Here is a 19,580-nt window from a genome sequence, read left to right on the forward strand (position 1 = left end):
ATATACATGATCATCTCATTCTTAGCATAGAAATGAACAAAAGGCGAAAATGGGTGAGAAGAGAATGGCCAAAACCATCTCCTTGTTCGGAATATTAAGCTTAAACTGTCTCTTCTTTGCAGCTTTTATTATGCTCTCGATTGCAAAATGGGGAATGATTGATCCACAAACGTTAACCCTCTTTATTATTGGTTGTTTTATAATGGGTCTTTGGAACGCAACGGTTTTGATTGATAGTATGTGGCAAAAATCTAGAAAAAAATAACACATTTTGTGGTTTTAAAACCTCTAAAGCTGGGAACATCCTATATATTAAATGCTTAAGGAAACGAGGGGAATAAAATGGTTAATTATCTATCAGCTGAAATATTAAAAGTAGCATATAAGAAAGCGCATGAAGAAAGCCATAATGAGGATTTTATTGAATTATTAAAAGAAGAATGGTTAAAAAAAGAAGAGGAACGACATGATCACCTAAATGATTATCAAGGAATAGCGATTCAATTAAAAGAGTAAACTCATACATATATATGAATAGCTAGCTTGGGACATTAGGGTTTTAATCTTAGCTGTTAAGTCCTTTGTGTATCGCAAGCTGTATTTCACCAAGACCTAACTCGTACCGCTGAAAAAGTCATTTAGAGCGCATGTGCACCGCTACAAGAGAATCCCTCGCTTTCCGTGGGAACGACCTCAGCCATCGAAGCGGAAAACCACCATTTCGATGTCGGTCTGCCACGGTCTATTCCACAGGAGTCTCGAGTTCTCCTTACGCTCGTTAAAAACAATACGAAATGACGAATGATCCTCCTAAGTCATTCGTCTTTTCATTATGTTTAATTACTTTTGTCCCAGCCCCTTTCATACTTTTTGGATGATGTACTGTACATTGTCTAGCGTAAGGAGATACTCAGCCCCTACAATTCCTCCTTGTACTTACTTATACAGTCCCCTTAAGCAGTTCAAGTAAACTTATATCTAATCATTCGGTTTTAAAAGGAACTATGTAGTAATATCACAAGTGATGTTTTTTTGCCTTAAATAATGTGTCCGAATAGTAACAATTGCGAAATGGTGTACAATTCGCTAACATAAGGATACATGCTTCGATAATAGGATGGTTACTTACATATGATTTAATGTTGATTAAAAGAAGGGTGATGGATAGACCAATGAAAGAAATTAAGATTGTGATTGCTGGTCCACGAGGAAATATGGGGAGAGAAGCCGTTCAATTAATGCAGGATACAGAGCATTTTAATCTGGTTGCTGTTATAGATAGGAAGCATGAAGGCAAAAAGCTTTCAGAATTAGATGGCATGCCACCTCTAGATGTGCCGGTTTATACAGAGATCGAGACCTGCTTTACAGAAACTCAGCCGGAAGTTCTTATTGATTTAACCTCTCCCGAATCAGGGCGTAAGCACATACATGCAGCACTGGAATACGGGGTAAGACCTGTGATGGGTACAACAGGCTTTACACAGGAAGAAATTATCCAGCTGCGTCAGAAGACTGAAGAAAAAGGGATTGGAGCCATTATTGCACCGAACTTCGCGATAGGAGCCATTTTAATGATGAAATTTGCCCAGACTGCTGCACGGTATATGCCAGATGTAGAAATTATGGAAATGCATCATGATCGAAAATTGGATGCTCCCTCAGGGACTGCTTATAAAACGGCACAATTAATGGCAGAAGTAAGAGAAGCGAAGATTCAGGGGCATCAAGATGAAGAGGAGACGATGGAAGGCGCAAGAGGTGCAGAGCTAGAAGGAATGCGTATTCACAGTATTCGTTTGCCTGGATTAGTAGCTCATCAAGAAGTGTTATTTGGGGGACCAGGACAAACATTATCGATTCGACACGACTCTATTAATCGAGCTTCATTCATGCCTGGTGTAAGATTATCAGTAGAAACGGTGCTTACCCTAGATACACTTGTATATGGATTAGAACATATTATCGAATAGGAGCGACGAGATGAGAATTGCCTTAATTGCACACGATAAAAAGAAACAAGATATGGTTGAATTCACATTAGCGTATAAAGAAATTTTAAAAGATCATGAGCTTTTTGCAACAGGTACAACAGGAACAAGAATAACAGAAGCAACAGCTATGCCTGTACATTTATTTAAGTCTGGCCCCCTTGGGGGAGATCAGCAAATTGGAGCGAGAGTGGCTGAGAATTTTTTTGATTTAATTATTTTTTTACGCGATCCGCTGACAGCTCAGCCTCATGAGCCAGATGTGACTGCGCTTGTTAGATTATGTGACCTTCAAGCTGTGCCTCTGGCAACGAATTTAGGTACGGCTGATATCTTAATTAAAGGGTTACAAAACGGTGATTTTAATTGGCGAGAAAACGTAGACAATAAGGCTGAAGAAAATGGATCAGCTTGACATACTGGCCTTCGGTGCCCACCCTGACGATGTAGAAATTGGGATGGCAGCTACTCTAGCGAAGTACGCTTCATCTGGATATCGAGTTGGTATTTGCAACTTGACAAAAGCAGAGCTATCTTCTAACGGAACGGTTGAATTACGTCAAGCTGAAGCAGATCAAGCAGCAGCCGAACTTGGTATCTCGGTTCGTATTCAGCTTGATCTACCGGATCGAGGACTTTTTCTACTTCAACCTGAAGACTTGGCAAAGGTAACAGCTGTGATTCGCCGTTACCAACCTTCCCATGTCTTTTCTCCGAGTGGGCCCGATCGGCACCCGGATCATATACATGCAGGAAATATCATTCGTGAAGCTGTTTTTAATGCAGGGATATTTAAATATTCTTGTGGAGAGGACAACCCCTCTCATAAAGTAAAAGGAGTCTATAGCTACTTCATTAATGATGTAGGTCAACCTGATTTTGTTATTGACACGACTGAATGGATCGAGGTCAAAAGAAAAACATTAGCAGCCTACAAGAGCCAATTTGTACCTTCTTCATACTCCGTTGAGACTCCACTTACAGCGGACTATATTGAAAGAGTCATGGCTAGAGATAAATTGTTTGGCAGTGAAGTAGGGGTAGGAAGTGCAGAGGGCTTCAAAACAATGAAACCACTAGTTATTTCCAATTTAATGGAAGGGACAATGTCATAAATGAAGTATCGAATTGGTATAAGCTGTTACCCAACGGTTGGAGGTTCGGGTGTAGTAGCTACAGAGCTTGGAAAGCAGCTTGCGGAAAGAGGGCACGAGGTTCATTTTATTACATCAAGTGTCCCTTTCCGACTAGAGAGAATGTTTCCAAATGTTTATTATCATGAGGTGGAAGTGAATCAATATGCTGTATTTCAGCACCCACCATATGATTTAACATTAGCAAGCAAAATGGCCGAAGTGATTGATCGTGAGCAGCTTGATATATTACATGTTCATTATGCAGTTCCCCATGCTATTTGTGCAATTTTAGCAAAACAAATGGCTTCGTATCCTGTTAAAATTGTAACCACTCTTCATGGGACTGATATAACCATACTGGGGGTTGATCGCTCGCTTCAACCGCTTATTCGTTTTGGGATAGAAGCCTCAGATGCTGTAACCGCTGTTTCTGATGATTTAATTAGGCAAACACATAAGCTCGTCCAAACAACAAAGGACATTACTACTGTCTATAACTTTATAGATGAACGTCAGTATCATCCTGTGAACTCCCTACATTTAAAGCAAGAATATGGAATTTTAGATGATGAAGCTGTTTTTATTCATATTTCAAACTTTCGTCCTGTTAAACGTATTGGGGACGTCATTAGTAGCTTTGAGATCATTACCAGTAGGATAAAGGCAAAGCTTCTGCTTATTGGTGATGGTCAAGACCTACCGGCAGCAAGAGAAATGATTCGAGAGAAGAATCTAGAAGACAGTGTCCTTGTGTTAGGAAGTCAAAAGCATTTAGCAGAGCTTCTATCCATAAGTGACATCATGCTATTATTAAGTGAAAAAGAGAGCTTTGGTCTTGTGGCTCTTGAAGCAATGGCCTGCGGAGTACCGGTGATCGGAACCAATATTGGCGGAATACCTGAAGTAATTATCGATGGAGAATCTGGATATTTGTGTAAGGTTGGAGATGTTGAAGCAGTAGCCAGTCGTGCAGTTGAATTAATAAACAATCGCTCGCTTCATCAGCAATTTAAAGAGGCAGCACGATCTAGGGTCTTAGAACAATTTCATTCAAACAGCATTGTTGCTAAATATGAATACGTTTATCAGCAGGTGCTTGATAGGAAATGAGGCTAGAAGCGTGCAGGGATCAGTTGAACAAGAAGCAAAGCAAATAATTAGTGCCTTACAGGCTGGCGGATTTCGTGCTTATTTTGTAGGGGGCGCGGTTCGAGATGAACTCTTGAACCGGGCATCCTCAGATATAGACATTACAACCTCAGCAAAACCGGATGAGATCTGTTTCTTGTTCCCGCATGCTCATAGAATGCATACGGAGCATGAAACGGTTTTGGTACGATCAGGTGGTGTTTCCATTGAAGTCACAACGGAAAGAGGTTCATCTTTAGAAGAAGACTTAGAAAAACGTGATTTTACGATTAATGCGATAGCCAAATCTCTAGAGGGTGAATTTATCGATCCGTTGGATGGAAGAACAGATCTTCAAAAAAAACAAATTCGCTCCGTATATCCCGAAGACCGACTAGAAGAAGACCCGTTACGTATGCTTAGAGCAATGCGCTTCGCTAGTGAGCTTGACTTTACGGTAGAACCAGCATTGTTGCAGGTGATTTCCGAAAAAAGAGGGCTACTTAAAAGTGTTGCGATGGAAAGAATTGTAGTTGAATGGGAGAAGCTGCTCAAAGGATTGGCTCTTCCTCAAGCTATTCATTATTTGAAAAAAAGCGTTTTGTATCAGTATATTCCAGGTTTGTCATTAACTATTTCCGACATGGATAAGCTGCAAACTTTTCCTCCTTTATCTAAAGATGAAAGTCGTGTTTTTGTATGGTTTTTATACTTGGTTTGGATAGGCAGAACATCTGAATCGTCTACTCAAGGATTACTGTTATCAAATGATTGCAAACGCCAGATAAAGCAAAGAGTGAGCTTATTTAACTGGCGTTTGCAGAACCATTTAACAGATTGGCAGCTTTATCAGTATGGTTTTGATGCCGTAATTGATGTAGAAAGGAGTAGGCGGATGTTAGCTTTGAACTCAGTTGAAGAGCAAGATATCCGAAGCTCATGGGGGAAATTGCCGATAAAAACACGCAATCAACTTCCGGTTACTGGTCATGACCTTATTCAATTATCAAATAAACAAGCTGGCCCATGGTTGAAAGCAGAACTAGAATGGCTAGAAAAAAAGGTGATTCATCGGGAGGTTCAGCTTGATAAAAAAGAGCTGCTAGACTGTCTTAGGAGGAAGTGGTTACATGAAAACTAAGCTCGTTCAACTTTTAGTGGAAAATCAAGGGAAGTATAGTTCGGGAGAAGCATTAAGTCAGTCACTAGGTGTGTCTAGAACGGCCGTTTGGAAACAGATAGATATACTTAAAAAGAATGGGTATCAAATCGACTCCGCTCCGAAAAAGGGATATAAGCTTATTAAACGTCCAAATGGCATCCAAGAGTATGATCTTGATTTATTCTTGCAGACCAAGCGTTTTGGACAAAAAGTAACGTATCATGCTAGTGTACCAACAACTCAATCCGTTGCGCATAAATTGGCAGAAAACGGAGCAAGTGAAGGACACGTCGTTTTAGCGGATGAACAAACAAGTGGCAGGGGTCGACTAGGTAGAAGCTGGCACTCTGCGTTTGGGACAAGCATCTCTATGAGTTTAATTCTGCGTCCACTTCTTGAGCCTCAGCAAATTCCCCAATTGACACTGGTAGCAGCCGTTGCTCTGACTAGAGCCATTGAAAAAGTGACTAAGCTTGAGGTTGATATAAAATGGCCAAATGATATCTTAATAAATGGAAAAAAGATTGTTGGCATTCTTACGGAGATGCATTCAGAGCCTGGACTGGCCAAGGTAGTGATTTTGGGGATTGGTATCAATGTTAATCAGTCAGCTCTAGAACTCACTCAGGACGATCGGAACCAGGCTACTTCATTAAGTATTGAGGCTGGCATGGAAATAAATCGTGCAAAATTAGTGGCTCAAATTTTATATGAATTGGAATGGCTTTACGATTTATATGTGGAAAATGGTTTCTCTGAGCTTAAGGTCATGTGGGAAGCGAGATCCATTAGTATTAGAAAACGGCTAAAGGCACAGACGATTAATGGAACAATTATTGGGACGTCTAAAGGCATTTCTCCTGAGGGTGCCTTATTAATTGAGGATGATGCAGGCGTTGAGCATCTGTTGTATTCTGCAGATATAGATCAAGCGTAATCGTAGAGGGATGTATGTATTTTTGTTATACTAGCATAAAGTGGGCTGTATTATCGAATGAGATAAACAGCACCAGTTAAAAAAGTGTTTAAAACAGTACTGCCTTGATCCAAATGGACAGGGACGGGTGTTTATAAGTGGCTGGATTCTGTTTTTTAACAGGGGCATTTGTCCTGCCCACACCCTTCTATCTCCAGGCAGAAGGTTTTTTTGCGTGGATTTATACAGAAAGGGGCTTATTGGAAATGAAATCAGTAAGGGATTTTCAGAAGAATAAACAAACGGGAGAACCTATTTCAATGATCACCGCCTATGATGCTCCCGCTGCACATTTAGCAGAAGCTTCAGGTCTTGATGCGATTCTAGTGGGTGACTCATTAGGAATGGTTGTTCTGGGGTATAACTCAACACTTCCGGTAACGATGGATGATATGGTTTTGCATACAAAGGCAGTTCGTAGAGGTGCGCCAAATACATTTGTAGTGGCTGATTTGCCACATTTAAGCTATCACGGAAGCTTAGACGAAACGTTAACCAATGTAAGACGACTCGTACAAGAAGCAGGAGCAGACGCCATCAAGCTTGAAGGGGGAGCCTCGGTCATTCATCAAGTAAAGGCTTTAACTGAAGCTGGTGTGCCTGTTATGGGGCATCTAGGACTTACCCCTCAATCAGTTGCTGTCATGGGAGGCTACCGAGTTCAGGGGAAGGATCTTGAGGGAGCTAGAAAGTTGATAGAGGATGCTAAAGCTTTAGAAAAAGCAGGAGCATTTAGTGTGGTATTAGAGTGTGTGCCTGCTGAATTGGCCCAACGAATAGCAGAAGAATTATCTATTGCTGTGATCGGAATTGGGGCAGGGGCCCATACGGACGGCCAAGTCCTTGTTTATCATGATGTGATTGGATATGGAGATGTTCATGTTCCTAAATTTGTAAAGACCTATACAGAGGCAGGCCAACAGATTAAGTCTGCTTTAGAAATGTTTCATCAGGAGGTCAAGTCGCGCCAATTCCCTGGCCCAGAGCACAGTTTCACTATGGATGAAGAAGTGTTAGTAGGCCTTTACGGAGGAAAAGAATCGTGATCCTAATTAACAAACCAACAGAGCTACATGAAAAGATTAAAGAAGAACGACAAAAAGGAAGATCGATTGGTTTTGTGCCAACAATGGGTGCATTGCATGAGGGCCATCTTTCATTAATCCAAGTAGCACGATCGAATCATGATCTTGTGGTTGTAAGTATTTTTGTTAATCCTCTCCAGTTTGGTGAAGGAGAGGATTTTGAAACCTATCCTCGTGATATTGACCGTGATCAAGAACTTTGCAGGCAGGAAGCGGTAGACATTTTGTTTGCCCCTTCTGTTTCAGAGATGTATCCCGAAACAGCTTCTGTTGAAATAAAGGTTGTAGAGGGAGTAGATGTCTTATGTGGACAAAGCAGACCTGGTCATTTTGATGGGGTAGCGACTGTGGTTCTGAAGCTGCTTCATATGGTTTGGCCGGATGCGGCTTATTTTGGTCAAAAGGATGCGCAGCAGGTGGCAGTTATTAAACAGATGGTTAAAACATTGTCAATGCCACTATCCATTGTTGCTTCTCCCACCGTTCGTGAGAGCGATGGTTTAGCTAAAAGTTCCCGCAACGTTCATTTAACAAAAGACGAAAGACAGATTGCTCCAAAGTTATATCAAACACTGCTTGAAGCAAAGGAACATGCGAGCGGAGGGGCTAATCGAAAAGAGCTGATCTCATTTATTCAAAAGAGGTTAGAGACGCTTACACTTGGTCGTGTGGACTACGTCGATGTATTATCGTACCCAAAGCTAGAACAGGTTGAAGAATTATCTGGAACGATCATACTTGCCTTGGCTTATCATTTCAGCCACGCCCGTCTCATTGATAATATTATAATTGAAAAGTAAAGGGGTTATTTTATGTACGTGACTATGATGAAGTCGAAAATTCATCGTGCGACGATTACGGAGTCGGATTTAAACTATGTAGGCAGCATAACAATTGATGAAGATATTATGAAAGCTGTAAATATTTTAGAAAATGAAAAGGTTCAAATTGTTAATAATCATAATGGAGCAAGGTTTGAAACCTACGTTATTAAAGGAGAGGCCGGCAGTGGAAGCATCTGTGTTAACGGAGCGGCGGCAAGGCTTGTTCAGCCGGGAGATACCATCATTATTATTGCGTATGCGATGATGGACCAAGAAGAAGCTGCTCAATTTAAGCCTCAGGTTGCCATTATGAATCAGAATAACCAAATTGATCAATTGCTTGGTACAGAACCAGCTTATACCGTATTATAAAGCGCATAAAAGCCCCCTCCCGTTGCACACTGAAAGAAAAGAATGCGGAAGGGGGTTTTTTTATGGAGACGTGGCTAAATGAATGGGAGGCAAACTACCACACCATTTGCGAATTAATGAAGCATGGCAAATTTGAGTCTGTATCTCATATGCTTGCACAGCTGGAACTTCAATCAGCAAAGTTATTAGACCAGTGGGTCGTTCTTGATGAGAAATTAGCAGTCGCTAAAGAAAAATTAAATGAAGCAGGGATGGGTGCAGAGAAGAGCTTTTATCAGTCTTTAGGCACGGACTATTTTGCACAAAATCAGATGCAACGGGCTGTTATTGCACTCTCTTTTGAAAAAGCAACGGGCGATCAAGAGGAATGGCGTCGATTATTTTTAGCTTATGCTTATCTGATGGAGGGTTATCACGATGAAACCATTGAGCAATTTCTATATCTAATCCAGACGGCACGCCATTTAGGTGTCAGGCATTTTTGTTATGCGGGGCTAGGATGTTATTATACCATTAACGGAAACGTAGATCGTGGGGTTGAATTTTTTGAACAAGCGAAAACCCTAACACCTACCTCAGATGTCGTGTATAATTTAGGTGTATGCTACTATTTAACGGGCGCATTTGAAGTGTCAGCAGAACATTTTGAGCAATATTCACAGCATGTTAAAAACGATACAGAAGCTTTACGTTTTTTTGGATTAATTCAAATGAAGCTAAATAAAGCTGATCGTGCCAAGCAACTATGGCAACAGGCGCTTAGTTTGTATTCATCTAATGAGGATGTTACTCGGTTAGCCTTATTATGCGAATGGTATGGAGAGCACGACCTGGCTATTCATTGCTATCAGAAGGCCTTATCACTTGGAGAAAACCGTTTATTTGCAGAACATGGATTAGCTTGGAATTTAGCATTGTGTGGTCATAGAGCTTCTTCCTGGTCAATATTCAATCGTCTTCTCAAGGAGCAACCAGACAACCCGCATATAAAGCGTTCCTTGTATTATTTAGGGTGTCTATATAAGGATCATCATTCTTCGTAACATAATCGTTCGTTTGGTGGTAAATTGAGGTGAAAGAATGAACAAGCAATATGTTGTACTTGATCTTGAAACAACGGGTCACTCCGCAGCTAAAGGAGATCGAATCATCCAAATTGGGGCAGTAAAGATTGTAAATGGAAGCATTGTCGACCGCTTTGTTAGTTATGTTAATCCAGAGCAACCGATTAGCCATTTTATTCAGGATCTAACAGGCATCACGGATGATGATGTCCAAGATGCGCCATTGTTTCGAGACGTGGCATCAGAGCTATTAGATTTTATGAAGGATTGCGCATTTGTTGCTCACAATGTTCAGTTCGATTGGAGCTTTTTGTCCAGTCAATTAAAGATAGAGGGCTATGTGGTTCCGAAGCCTGCGATGTATGACACTGTTGAATTAGCTCGCATTTTTATGCCAACAGAAGAGAGCTACAACCTAGGAATGCTCGCTGAACAATTAAACCTTACACATGATCGGCCACATCAAGCAGATAGTGATGCCGAGGCGACGGCATATGTTCTTTTACATGTGCTGAATAAGCTAAATTCTTTACCTTTACTAACGCTTCAACAACTATTGCCTTTGAGCAAACGATATAAAAGTCATATACATTTAAACATTCAGGACTTGATCAACGAAAAAATAAAGACAAATCAAACAGGTGAGAAGGATTTTGATTGCTTTCGTGGTTTAGCTATAAAGAAATATAACGAACCAAGTAAGGATGAGCTAACTGCTGTAGAGAATCCTCCATTAGCTGAGAGCTTTCTCGGAGATGATAGCTTGTTAAAGAAGGCCTTTAGTCAATATGAACACCGGGCTGGACAAGGTCAAATGATGAATATCGTGTATCAGGCCTTTACTGATAATCAACACGCATTGATTGAAGCGGGTACGGGTACAGGCAAAAGCCTTGCTTATTTGCTACCTGCGGCTTTATATGCATTTGAAAGCCAGAAACCAGTGGTCATTAGTACCCAGACTATTCCTCTTCAGGATCAGCTATTGCTAAGGGATGCACCGTTACTTCAAAGCATAATGCCTGTTCCACTTCGAATTGCTTTATTAAAAGGTCGAAGTCATTACTTAGATCTTCGGAAGTTTGAATTAAGCCTAGATCGAGAAGATGATTATTCATATGACGTCATTTTATCGAAATCTCAAATATTAGTTTGGCTCACTCAAACAGATTATGGAGATGCAGAAGAACTTAATTTGCCATCTGGAGGAAAAAGCTTCTGGTATGAAGTCCAGAGTGATGCTGCTTCCGACTTAGGTAGGTATAGTCCGTGGTTTTCACGGTGTTTCTATCATCGTGCGAGAAAAAGAGCGAGACAAGCCCATATTATCATTACTAATCATGCGCTACTTTTAACAGATATCGTTCATAATCAGCAGTTAATTCCCTCTTATACACATGTTGTTTTGGATGAAGCACATCATTTGGAGGATACAGCCAGTGAGCGTCTTGGTATCCGAACGGATTACCTCTCATTTGCTTTTTTACTTGGGCGGTTGGCCGATACGTCAGAGGATGGAATTCTTTACAAGATGTCTAAGCTTGCTAAAAAAGCAGGGCACCCTTCAGACAAATGGTTAGAATGTAGTTCGAAGCTTGAAGAAGCAAAAGTTGAGGTAGACGAATTGTTTAGGATGATTCATGAGTACGCCATTCAAGCAAAAAAGAAAGGCTCCTCAGACATTGGGCGTGTTCGCTATGCCTATAGAGCCTTTGATGAACCAGGAGAATTATGGTCTGCCATTTTAGAGTGTGTGATGCGAGTTCACTCAGTTATCTCGCATGTATGCTTAGAGCTTGAGAGGCTCTCTACATTGATTGAAAATGAATTGACCCAGTTTGAGTACCGGGAGCGAGCACTTTGGTCCGACGGGATGAGAATGATTGCCTCATTATGCGAGGAAGACGAACAACTTTATGAACTTCTGCTTGAATACGACCAAAATCAGGTGTATTGGATTGAGGCTGAACCAAAGGGAGCCAAAAATGCTACTTTTTTGTATGGTAAGCCCATTGATGTGTCAGAGCGTCTAGCGGATGAACTATTTGGCCAAAAGAAAAGTGTGGTCCTTACATCAGCTACGTTAACGGTAAATGGTACGTTTGATTATCAAATACATAGGCTTGGATTACAGGATTTTGGAGTGAAAACGGCATTAATTGAGTCACCCTTTTCCTATCAACGACAAGCAAAGGTTCTTATTCCTTCCGACCTTCCTGCCATTAAAGATGTGAGTGATGAGGATTTCGCAATTGAAGTAGCGATAAAAATATGGCGTGTGGCTGAAGTGAGCAGGGGAAAGCTAATGGTTCTATTCACTTCGTATGAAATGCTTGGAAAAGTCTATCAGCATGTGAAGGATTTAAATCATCAGGAGCAATTCCAAATGATTGGTCAAGGCATCACCAGTGGCAGCAGAGTCAAGCTAATGAAAATGTTTAAACAATCAGAACATGGGCTTTTGTTTGGAACCAGCAGTTTTTGGGAGGGCATTGACTTACCTGGAGATGAACTAAAACATGTCATTATTGTCAGACTTCCGTTCTCACCTCCAGATGAGCCTTTACTAAAGGCTCAGCTTGATAAAGTAAAAGAAGAAGGCAAGAATCCGTTTATGGAAGTGTCGTTACCTCAGGCTATTATTCGCTTTAAGCAGGGATTTGGACGGCTCATTCGTACCCAGCATGACACAGGATGTGTTTTTGTCTTTGATCGTCGAATTACAACAACAAGATATGGCTCGTTATTCTTAAAATCATTGCCTGACGTTCCTATACATGAAGGGAAATTAGAGGACCTATTGGAAGAGCACCTTTCATTTCTTTAGGGAGGCAGCGGGAGGTATTTAACATGATTACATTAATTAAAAACGCACGAATCATCACATTGGATGAATCATTCCGAATCATTTGGAATGGTTATATTGTTGTAGAGGACATGACCTTCACAAGAGTAGAAGAAGGTGAGCCCGATCAACAGCTCATTGATGTTGCCGATAGAATCCGTGATGCCCGGGGTGAATGGTTGATGCCTGGATTATATAACACCCATGGTCATGCAGCCATGACGCTTATGCGCGGTTATGAAGATAATCTTCCTCTTGATAGATGGCTAAAAGAAAAGATTTGGCCATTTGAAGGACAGCTAACGCGTGAAGCCGTTGCTGCTGGGAGAGCACTAGCCATGAGTGAAATGATTTCAAGTGGCACAATCGGCTTTTTGGAAATGTACCATTTATATATGGATGACTTTGCAGAAGAAATCGAAAGAGTTGGTATGAGAGCGGCACTAACTAGATCAGTTATTGGACTCTGTTCAAGAGAGGAACAGGATGCTAAGCTAGAGGAATCAGCGTCCTTTGCCACACGTTGGAGCGGGGCTGCGTATAATAGAATTCAAACCATGCTAGCCCCCCACGCTCCATACACATGCCCAATAGATTATATTGAACGCATTGTCGATAAGGCCGAAGAGTTAGGGCTTCCAGTGCATATGCACTTAGCTGAAACAAAAAAAGAAGTGGATGATTACCAGAAGATACACAAGATGCATCCTCTAGATCATCTTGATGAAAGAGGGCTTCTAACTCGGGTTCCTTGGTTATTTGCTCATGGTGTTCATTTAGAGAAGCATCATTTAAAGCGAATGAGTGAAACACATGCGCGAGTCAGTCATAATCCGATGAGTAATTTGAAGCTTGGCTCTGGCATGGCACCATTAACTGCGATGCTTGATCAAGGGATATCGGTGTCCATTGGATGTGACGGGGTATCGGCTAATAATACATTAGATCTATGGGAGGAGCTTCGTATCGCTGTTTTATTACAGAAGGGGTTGCTGCAAAAGGCTGACGCATTGTCAGTTGAGCAGGCGCTTCGGATGATAACCTCAGAAGGAGCATCAGCACTTCAAACAGGTCACTCTGGTATGATAAAAGCTGGTGAAGAAGCCGACTTTATCATGATTGATGCAACGTCACCCCATCTTCAGCCAGAACAGCATATACACTCACATTTGGTCTATGCTGCCAAAGGATCTGATGTTACAGATGTCTATGTACAAGGAAAGGCGCTAATGGAGAATCGAGAGCTATTAACACTAGATAAAGAACGCACTCGATTTGAAGCAAATAAGGAATTTGCTGACATATTAAGTCGTGTAAACTAAAAAAGAGCGTACAAAAACAGGTTTGCACGCTCTTATCCAGAGGTATGGGTGAAGGTTTTTATATTGGTTCAGCCATGATTAGGATCTCCATCAGTTGGCTCTGTTTCATAACAAAGGTAGGAATAGGGAAATTCCGTTTGTCTTAATGAAACAGGCCAGAGGGTATCCACTGTATAGCCATGTCGGCTTAATAATGAAATGTGTTCTTTGTGCTGCTGATACCAATCGGCTGTTTGCAGGCCGCCTTTGCCTTTTTTCATCTTGCGCGCCCCCCTTCACTGGCGTACGCTTAGTATGAGTTAAAGAAACAAAGTTATAACAGGCAATACCTGCAATGTATAGACCATTATTTTATCAATTTGGGAGGAGAAACCGTGGGTTCAAAAAAAGAAGTACTATCTACCGTCAAAATTCAAAAAGCACCAGACGTATATAAAATGGTTGATTCATTAAATCGAACTCTAAAGGATCGAGACTTGTTATTTGGGTTAGCTTTAGATGAGGAAGATGAGCAAAAAATGGTCTTTACGATTTATAAGACGTAACGGAGGAAGATATGAAGAAATGGATGATTATTAGTGCTATTTCACTTGTACTCATTGGAATCGGGCTATCTGTTTATGCGTATTCCATCATTCGTGCGCCGTTAAATGAGAGGCTAGCTAGTGCCGAAGCGAGTGTTTTGGCCTCTGAAGAGCTTGAATCAATAACGGACATCTCCTATTATCATGGTCAAAGCTCCTTTTTTGTAGCAAAGGGCTTCGATGCTGATGGAGATGCGGCTATCGCATGGCTACTTGAAGATGGGGAGGAGCCGGTTCAGGTTCTTAAAGAATCCGAGGGTATTTCTGAAGAGGAAGCAGTAGCCATCACGGAATCTGCTGTGAATACAGAAACCATTCAATCCGTTAAACTAGGTATGGAGAACAATACAGCGCTATATGAGATCAAATATCTAACTGACTCTGATCACCAAGGGTATTATTATCTAACCTTTTCAGATGGATCATTTATAAAACGGTACAGTTTAAGAACGGACTAATACTTGATTGTCACAGCACGACATTTTATAGTTAAAGAGGACTGTGAGAGGAGAGATCAACGTGAAATTAGCCAAACGAGTGGCAGCGCTAACGCCATCAAGTACGTTAGCTATTACCGCTAAAGCAAAAGAACTTAAGGCAGCAGGTCATGATGTCATCGGTTTAGGGGCAGGAGAGCCTGATTTTAATACACCGCAATACATCATTGACGCTGCCGTTCAATCGATGGAAGCAGGCCATACAAAATATACCCCTGCAGCCGGACTACCAGCGTTAAAAGAAGCAATTATAGGCAAACTAACAAAAGATCAAGATGTGACATACATGCCATCGGAGATTTTTGTGGGAACGGGAGCTAAGCATGTTCTTTATACGCTCTTTCAAGCCTTATTAGATGAGGGAGACGAGGTTATTATTCCTACTCCTTATTGGGTAAGCTATCCCGAACAAGTAAAACTTGCTATGGGAACGCCTGTGTATGTTACGGGTCATGAGGAATCTGGATTTAAACTCACTCCGGATCAATTAGAAGCAGCGATAACAAAACGTACAAAGGCACTTATTATTAATTCTCCGAGTAACCCAACAGGTGTGATGTATTCACCAGATGAATTAAAAGCGTTAGGTGAGGTTGCAATTAATTATAATGTGCTTATTGTCTCTGATGAGATTTATGAGAAGCTTATATATGGGGATTCAACACATACCTCAATTGCCCAGCTTAGTCCTGAGCTTAAAAAACAGACCTTTTTAATCAATGGTGTCTCAAAATCTCACTCCATGACTGGTTGGAGGATTGGTTATGCGGCTGGCGATGAATCGTTAATCAAAGCGATGACAAACCTGGCAAGTCATAGCACGTCAAATCCAACAACAAGTGCACAATACGGTGCCATTGCAGCCTATACGGTAGAGAACAATGCAGTAGAAGAGATGAGACAAGCATTTGAAGAACGGTTGCAGACAGCGTATGAAAAGCTTATTCAAATTCCTGGCGTTACGTGTGTTAGACCCGAGGGTGCTTTCTATCTTTTCCCAAATGTAAGTGAGACGGTAAAGCTATGTGGATTTAATGATGTTGACAGCTGGGTGGAAGCTCTGCTTGAGGAAGAAAAAGTTGCGCTTGTACCAGGCTCTGGTTTCGGTTCTCCGGATAATGTTCGCCTGTCTTACGCTACATCGCTAGACTTATTTATGACCGCTCTTGAGCGGATTGAACGCTTTGTCATGAGTAGGACAAAAGCACAATAATCTCTGTCTTCAATAGAAGTCAGGGTACTACATAATGGAGGATTTTTATGAAAACAACAATTTCAAAAATAGGGGCTAGCGCAGGTAAGCAGGTAACACTCGGTGCGTGGTTAGCTCATAAACGTTCCAGTGGCAAGATTGCCTTCTTGCAGCTTCGAGATGGAACAGGTTTCATTCAAGGTGTGGTGGTAAAGGCAGAGGTTGGAGAAGAGCTTTTTGCTCAAGCAAAGAATTTAACTCAAGAAACATCCCTTTATGTAACAGGGGTGGTTCAAACCGATGAACGCTCTCCATCTGGCTATGAGCTTACGGTGACAGATTTCACAGTGATCAGTGAATCTCATGATTATCCAATCACTCCTAAAGAACACGGTACAGAGTTCTTAATGGATCATCGTCATGTTTGGTTACGCTCAAAGCGCCAGCAAGCCGTTATGAAAATTCGAGATCAAATCATTAACGCTACCTATGAGTTTTTTCACGAACATGATTTTTCAAAGCTTGATTCCCCTATCTTAACAGGTAGCTCACCGGAGGGAACGTCTGAATTATTTGCTACAAAGTATTTTGATGAGGATGCTTTTCTCTCTCAAAGTGGGCAGCTTTATGCGGAAGCAGGTGCGATGGCACTTGGAAGAGTCTTTACCTTTGGGCCAACCTTCCGTGCAGAGAAATCAAAAACAAGAAGACACTTAATTGAATTTTGGATGATTGAGCCAGAGATGGCTTTTGTAGAATTTGATGAAAACTTAGAGTGGCAGGAGAACTATGTATCTCATTTAGCCGCGTCTGTATTAAAGAACAATCAAATTGAGCTAAAAACACTTGGACGTGATCTCTCAAAGTTAGAAGCCATCCAGGCTCCTTTCCCAAGAATTACGTATGATGAAGCACTGGCATTTCTTCATGAAAAAGGCTTTGATGATATTAGCTGGGGCGATGATTTTGGTTCACCTCATGAAACAGCCATTGCCGAGCATTATGAAAAGCCTGTATTTATTACACACTATCCGACATCATTAAAGCCTTTTTATATGCAGCCTGACCCGAACCGTCCAGAGGTTGTGTTATGTGCGGATTTAATTGCGCCTGAAGGTTATGGTGAAATTATTGGTGGCTCAGAGCGTATTCATGATTATGAGCTGTTAAAGCAACGAATTTCTGAGCATAATTTATCTGAAGAAACCTATGCGTGGTATCTGGACTTACGGAAATATGGCTCAGTGCCTCACTCCGGATTTGGACTTGGCCTAGAGCGTACGGTGGCTTGGCTTTCTGGAGTAGAGCATGTTCGCGAAACCATTCCGTTTCCGCGTTTGCTTAACCGCCTGTACCCTTAAGTTTACGTAAAAAAACACAGTACTGTTCGCTAACCCCGAATGGTTCCTGTGTTTTTCTATTTTTCGTTCCATTTGAAGAATGAGAAAGTCGAACTCAATCACAAGCGTGATTCAGAACATGTTATAATAATTTAGAGGTGTTTGCATATGAAGAAAAACCAAGTAGTGAAGTGGATTTCTCAAAAGCATGTCCACGTCCCAGCACTGCTTTTATCTCATTATACAGAATTAGGATTAACAGAACACGAGTTAGTATCTTTATTACATATTCAAAGCTTTATTGATGAAGGGGAGGAATTTCCCACCCCATTAAAACTTAGTGAACGTATGTCTTTAAGTCATGAAGACTGTACAAAAGTATTAAGCCGACTTATACGCACGCAGCTATTAGGTTTAGAAAAAAAATCTGATGAAATGGGTATTTTATATGAGACCTATTCATTAGAGCCATTATGGCTGCGATTATATGAATTGATAGAGCGTCAGGAATTCAACGTAAAACAAACGGAGTCACACGAGCTTGAAGGAAAATTGTATCAACAGATGGAGCAGGAATTTGGTCGACCGCTTTCTCCTATAGAAGGAGAGACCTTATCCATGTGGATTGATCAAGACCAGCATGCACCTGAACTCATTTTTGCTGCGTTAAAAGAAGCCGTCATATCTGGTAAGCTAAACTTTCGATATATCGACCGAATATTGTTCGAATGGAAAAAGAACGGGATTCGTTCAACTGAACAAGCCAAGTCACATAGTGAAAAATTTAGAAATCAGAATCAAGGTCGAAGAAATGAAAAAGAACCGATCAAAACAGATGGTGTTCCGGGTTTTAGTTGGTTAGAGCAATCATAAAGGAGTATAGGATACATGCTAAGTAAGAAAGCAACATTAAAAGCCATTGAGGTGATGGGAGAGTTATTTCCAGAAGCGGAGTGCGAGCTCGTTCACAAAAATCCGTTTGAGTTGTTAATTGCAGTGGTATTGTCTGCTCAATGTACGGATGCTTTAGTGAACCGTGTCACACCAGCTTTATTTGAGAAATATCAATCTCCATATGATTATATAAAAGTACCCGTTGAGGAATTAGAGAATGATATTCGGTCCATTGGTTTATTTCGAAGTAAGGCAAAGAATATTCAGAAGCTCTCTCATTCATTAATCAATCAGTATGAAGGACAAGTACCAGAAACAAGGGAAGAGCTAGTGGAGCTGGCTGGAGTGGGGCGTAAAACAGCTAATGTTGTCACCTCGGTTGCATTTGGAGTGCCAGCCATTGCTGTAGATACCCATGTGGAGCGAGTGAGCAAACGATTAGGAATTTGTCGCTGGAAGGACAATGTGAAGGTTGTAGAAGAGACGTTGATGAACAAGCTGCCGGAGCATCTCTGGTCTGATGCTCATCATCGCATGATCTTTTTTGGACGCTACCATTGTAAAGCTCAATCTCCGCAGTGCTCCATTTGCCCTCTGCTTGAAGACTGCAGAGAAGGCAAAAAGAGAATGAAGGAGAGGTTAATCGGATAATGAGTAAAGTACCAACAGCGTTCATTAGATCTCCCTTTTACGAAGACGGAGCTACCATTAATAATGTCGCGGCAGATGCTTCTTTATTAAACGGGAAGCTGCCGCTTTTTTGGCATGATATCAATGACAAAAAGAGCACAACGATGTCATGGAAAAGGGAGGATCAACTACCTCAGCTGTTTAAGCGCTGGCATATGCTTGACGAGGAGCTTTCTGTCTACCATGAACAAGAGAACAAAGTGGAGGTAGCCAAACGTACACCGGAATTTACGGCTCTGCTTATCCAAGCGGTATTTTGGATCAATCACCAGCTTGTACCAAGGCTAGAAGAAGTAGAGCAAGACATTAAGGGCTTAGACCATGTGCCCCCTAATTGTACAGATCGAGTTGCATTTGTACTTGTTGCACCGCAACGATACAGATGCTACATACAAATGAGATCTTTAATGGAGGAGCTTGAGAAGCTTTATGCACGTCTTCGTGTAATAGAAGCGAGAGGCAAGAAGTGAGAGGAGAC

22 protein-coding genes are annotated in these 19,580 nt (G+C 41.3%); 21 read left to right on the forward strand and 1 reads right to left on the reverse strand.

Translation table 11 applies throughout. The annotated features are described in order from the left end of the window. Positions 1–64: 64 nt before the first annotated feature. The 14 genes from FN960_RS07905 (at position 65) to FN960_RS07970 (ending at position 13,905) form a co-directional block, all read left to right on the forward strand. Complete coding sequence (locus FN960_RS07905) at positions 65–265, forward strand: hypothetical protein (RefSeq protein ID WP_143848163.1); 201 nt, start codon at positions 65–67, stop codon at positions 263–265. Positions 266–342: 77 nt separating this feature from the next. Beyond that, complete coding sequence (gene sda / locus FN960_RS07910) at positions 343–516, forward strand: sporulation histidine kinase inhibitor Sda (RefSeq protein ID WP_143848164.1); 174 nt, start codon at positions 343–345, stop codon at positions 514–516. Between the two features lie 656 nt (positions 517–1,172). Next, complete coding sequence (gene dapB / locus FN960_RS07915; protein WP_143848165.1) at positions 1,173–1,973, forward strand: 4-hydroxy-tetrahydrodipicolinate reductase; 801 nt, start codon at positions 1,173–1,175, stop codon at positions 1,971–1,973. Positions 1,974–1,983: 10 nt separating this feature from the next. Next, entirely contained in the window at positions 1,984–2,406 is a 423-nt protein-coding gene (locus FN960_RS07920; RefSeq protein ID WP_143848166.1) for a methylglyoxal synthase, read from the forward strand. Further along, entirely contained in the window at positions 2,393–3,106 is a 714-nt protein-coding gene (bshB1, locus tag FN960_RS07925) for a bacillithiol biosynthesis deacetylase BshB1 (protein ID WP_143848167.1), read from the forward strand. Before FN960_RS07920 ends, bshB1 begins: the two co-directional genes overlap by 14 nt. Beyond that, complete coding sequence (gene bshA / locus FN960_RS07930; protein WP_143848168.1) at positions 3,107–4,237, forward strand: N-acetyl-alpha-D-glucosaminyl L-malate synthase BshA; 1,131 nt, start codon at positions 3,107–3,109, stop codon at positions 4,235–4,237. A 10-nt stretch (positions 4,238–4,247) separates the two neighbouring features. Further along, on the forward strand, positions 4,248–5,396 hold the full coding sequence (locus tag FN960_RS07935) for a CCA tRNA nucleotidyltransferase (RefSeq protein WP_185970965.1): 1,149 nt from the start codon (positions 4,248–4,250) through the stop codon (positions 5,394–5,396). Beyond that, positions 5,386–6,354: a biotin--[acetyl-CoA-carboxylase] ligase gene (locus tag FN960_RS07940; RefSeq protein ID WP_143848170.1), complete on the forward strand. Its 969-nt coding sequence runs from the start codon at positions 5,386–5,388 to the stop codon at positions 6,352–6,354. The genes FN960_RS07935 and FN960_RS07940 overlap by 11 nt, the downstream gene beginning before the upstream one ends. Positions 6,355–6,599: 245 nt before the next feature. Beyond that, positions 6,600–7,439: a 3-methyl-2-oxobutanoate hydroxymethyltransferase gene (panB, locus tag FN960_RS07945; RefSeq protein ID WP_143848171.1), complete on the forward strand. Its 840-nt coding sequence runs from the start codon at positions 6,600–6,602 to the stop codon at positions 7,437–7,439. After that, positions 7,436–8,278 (forward strand): pantoate--beta-alanine ligase, encoded by an 843-nt coding sequence (gene panC / locus FN960_RS07950; protein ID WP_143848172.1) that lies wholly within the window; start codon positions 7,436–7,438, stop codon positions 8,276–8,278. The genes panB and panC overlap by 4 nt, the downstream gene beginning before the upstream one ends. A gap of 12 nt (positions 8,279–8,290) precedes the next feature. Then, on the forward strand, positions 8,291–8,674 hold the full coding sequence (gene panD, locus FN960_RS07955; protein WP_143848173.1) for an aspartate 1-decarboxylase: 384 nt from the start codon (positions 8,291–8,293) through the stop codon (positions 8,672–8,674). A gap of 62 nt (positions 8,675–8,736) precedes the next feature. Next, positions 8,737–9,717: a tetratricopeptide repeat protein gene (locus tag FN960_RS07960; protein ID WP_143848174.1), complete on the forward strand. Its 981-nt coding sequence runs from the start codon at positions 8,737–8,739 to the stop codon at positions 9,715–9,717. A gap of 37 nt (positions 9,718–9,754) precedes the next feature. Then, positions 9,755–12,565 carry an ATP-dependent DNA helicase DinG gene (gene dinG, locus FN960_RS07965; protein WP_143848175.1) on the forward strand — a complete coding sequence of 937 codons (2,811 nt, stop codon included), beginning with the start codon at positions 9,755–9,757 and terminating at the stop codon, positions 12,563–12,565. A 23-nt stretch (positions 12,566–12,588) separates the two neighbouring features. Next, complete coding sequence (locus tag FN960_RS07970) at positions 12,589–13,905, forward strand: amidohydrolase (RefSeq protein ID WP_143848176.1); 1,317 nt, start codon at positions 12,589–12,591, stop codon at positions 13,903–13,905. A gap of 68 nt (positions 13,906–13,973) precedes the next feature. Here the strand turns inward: FN960_RS07970 and FN960_RS07975 are convergent, their stop codons facing one another. Next, positions 13,974–14,165 (reverse strand): hypothetical protein, encoded by a 192-nt coding sequence (locus tag FN960_RS07975; protein ID WP_143848177.1) that lies wholly within the window; start codon positions 14,163–14,165, stop codon positions 13,974–13,976. 114 nt (positions 14,166–14,279) lie between these two features. Between FN960_RS07975 and FN960_RS07980 the strand changes: the two genes are divergently transcribed. The 7 genes from FN960_RS07980 (at position 14,280) to FN960_RS08010 (ending at position 19,572) form a co-directional block, all read left to right on the forward strand. Further along, the gene (locus tag FN960_RS07980) at positions 14,280–14,450 is read left to right on the forward strand and encodes a YpmA family protein (RefSeq protein ID WP_143848178.1); all 171 of its coding nucleotides are present in this window, start codon (positions 14,280–14,282) and stop codon (positions 14,448–14,450) included. Positions 14,451–14,461: 11 nt separating this feature from the next. Then, a complete protein-coding gene (locus FN960_RS07985; RefSeq protein WP_143848179.1) occupies positions 14,462–14,947 on the forward strand; it encodes a PepSY domain-containing protein in 486 nt (161 codons plus the stop codon). A 61-nt stretch (positions 14,948–15,008) separates the two neighbouring features. Beyond that, complete coding sequence (locus FN960_RS07990; RefSeq protein ID WP_143848180.1) at positions 15,009–16,199, forward strand: pyridoxal phosphate-dependent aminotransferase; 1,191 nt, start codon at positions 15,009–15,011, stop codon at positions 16,197–16,199. Positions 16,200–16,246: 47 nt separating this feature from the next. After that, entirely contained in the window at positions 16,247–17,539 is a 1,293-nt protein-coding gene (asnS, locus tag FN960_RS07995) for an asparagine--tRNA ligase (RefSeq protein WP_143848181.1), read from the forward strand. Positions 17,540–17,686: 147 nt separating this feature from the next. Next, positions 17,687–18,391: a DnaD domain-containing protein gene (locus FN960_RS08000; protein ID WP_143848182.1), complete on the forward strand. Its 705-nt coding sequence runs from the start codon at positions 17,687–17,689 to the stop codon at positions 18,389–18,391. Between the two features lie 15 nt (positions 18,392–18,406). After that, positions 18,407–19,063, forward strand: coding sequence for an endonuclease III (gene nth, locus FN960_RS08005; RefSeq protein WP_143848183.1), 657 nt, complete (start codon positions 18,407–18,409; stop codon positions 19,061–19,063). After that, on the forward strand, positions 19,063–19,572 hold the full coding sequence (locus FN960_RS08010; protein ID WP_143848184.1) for a YpoC family protein: 510 nt from the start codon (positions 19,063–19,065) through the stop codon (positions 19,570–19,572). Before nth ends, FN960_RS08010 begins: the two co-directional genes overlap by 1 nt. Positions 19,573–19,580 lie beyond the last annotated feature (8 nt).

The sequence above is a fragment of the Alkalicoccobacillus porphyridii genome (assembly GCF_007293315.1).
GTDB classification, from domain to species: domain Bacteria; phylum Bacillota; class Bacilli; order Bacillales; family Bacillaceae_D; genus Alkalicoccobacillus; species Alkalicoccobacillus porphyridii.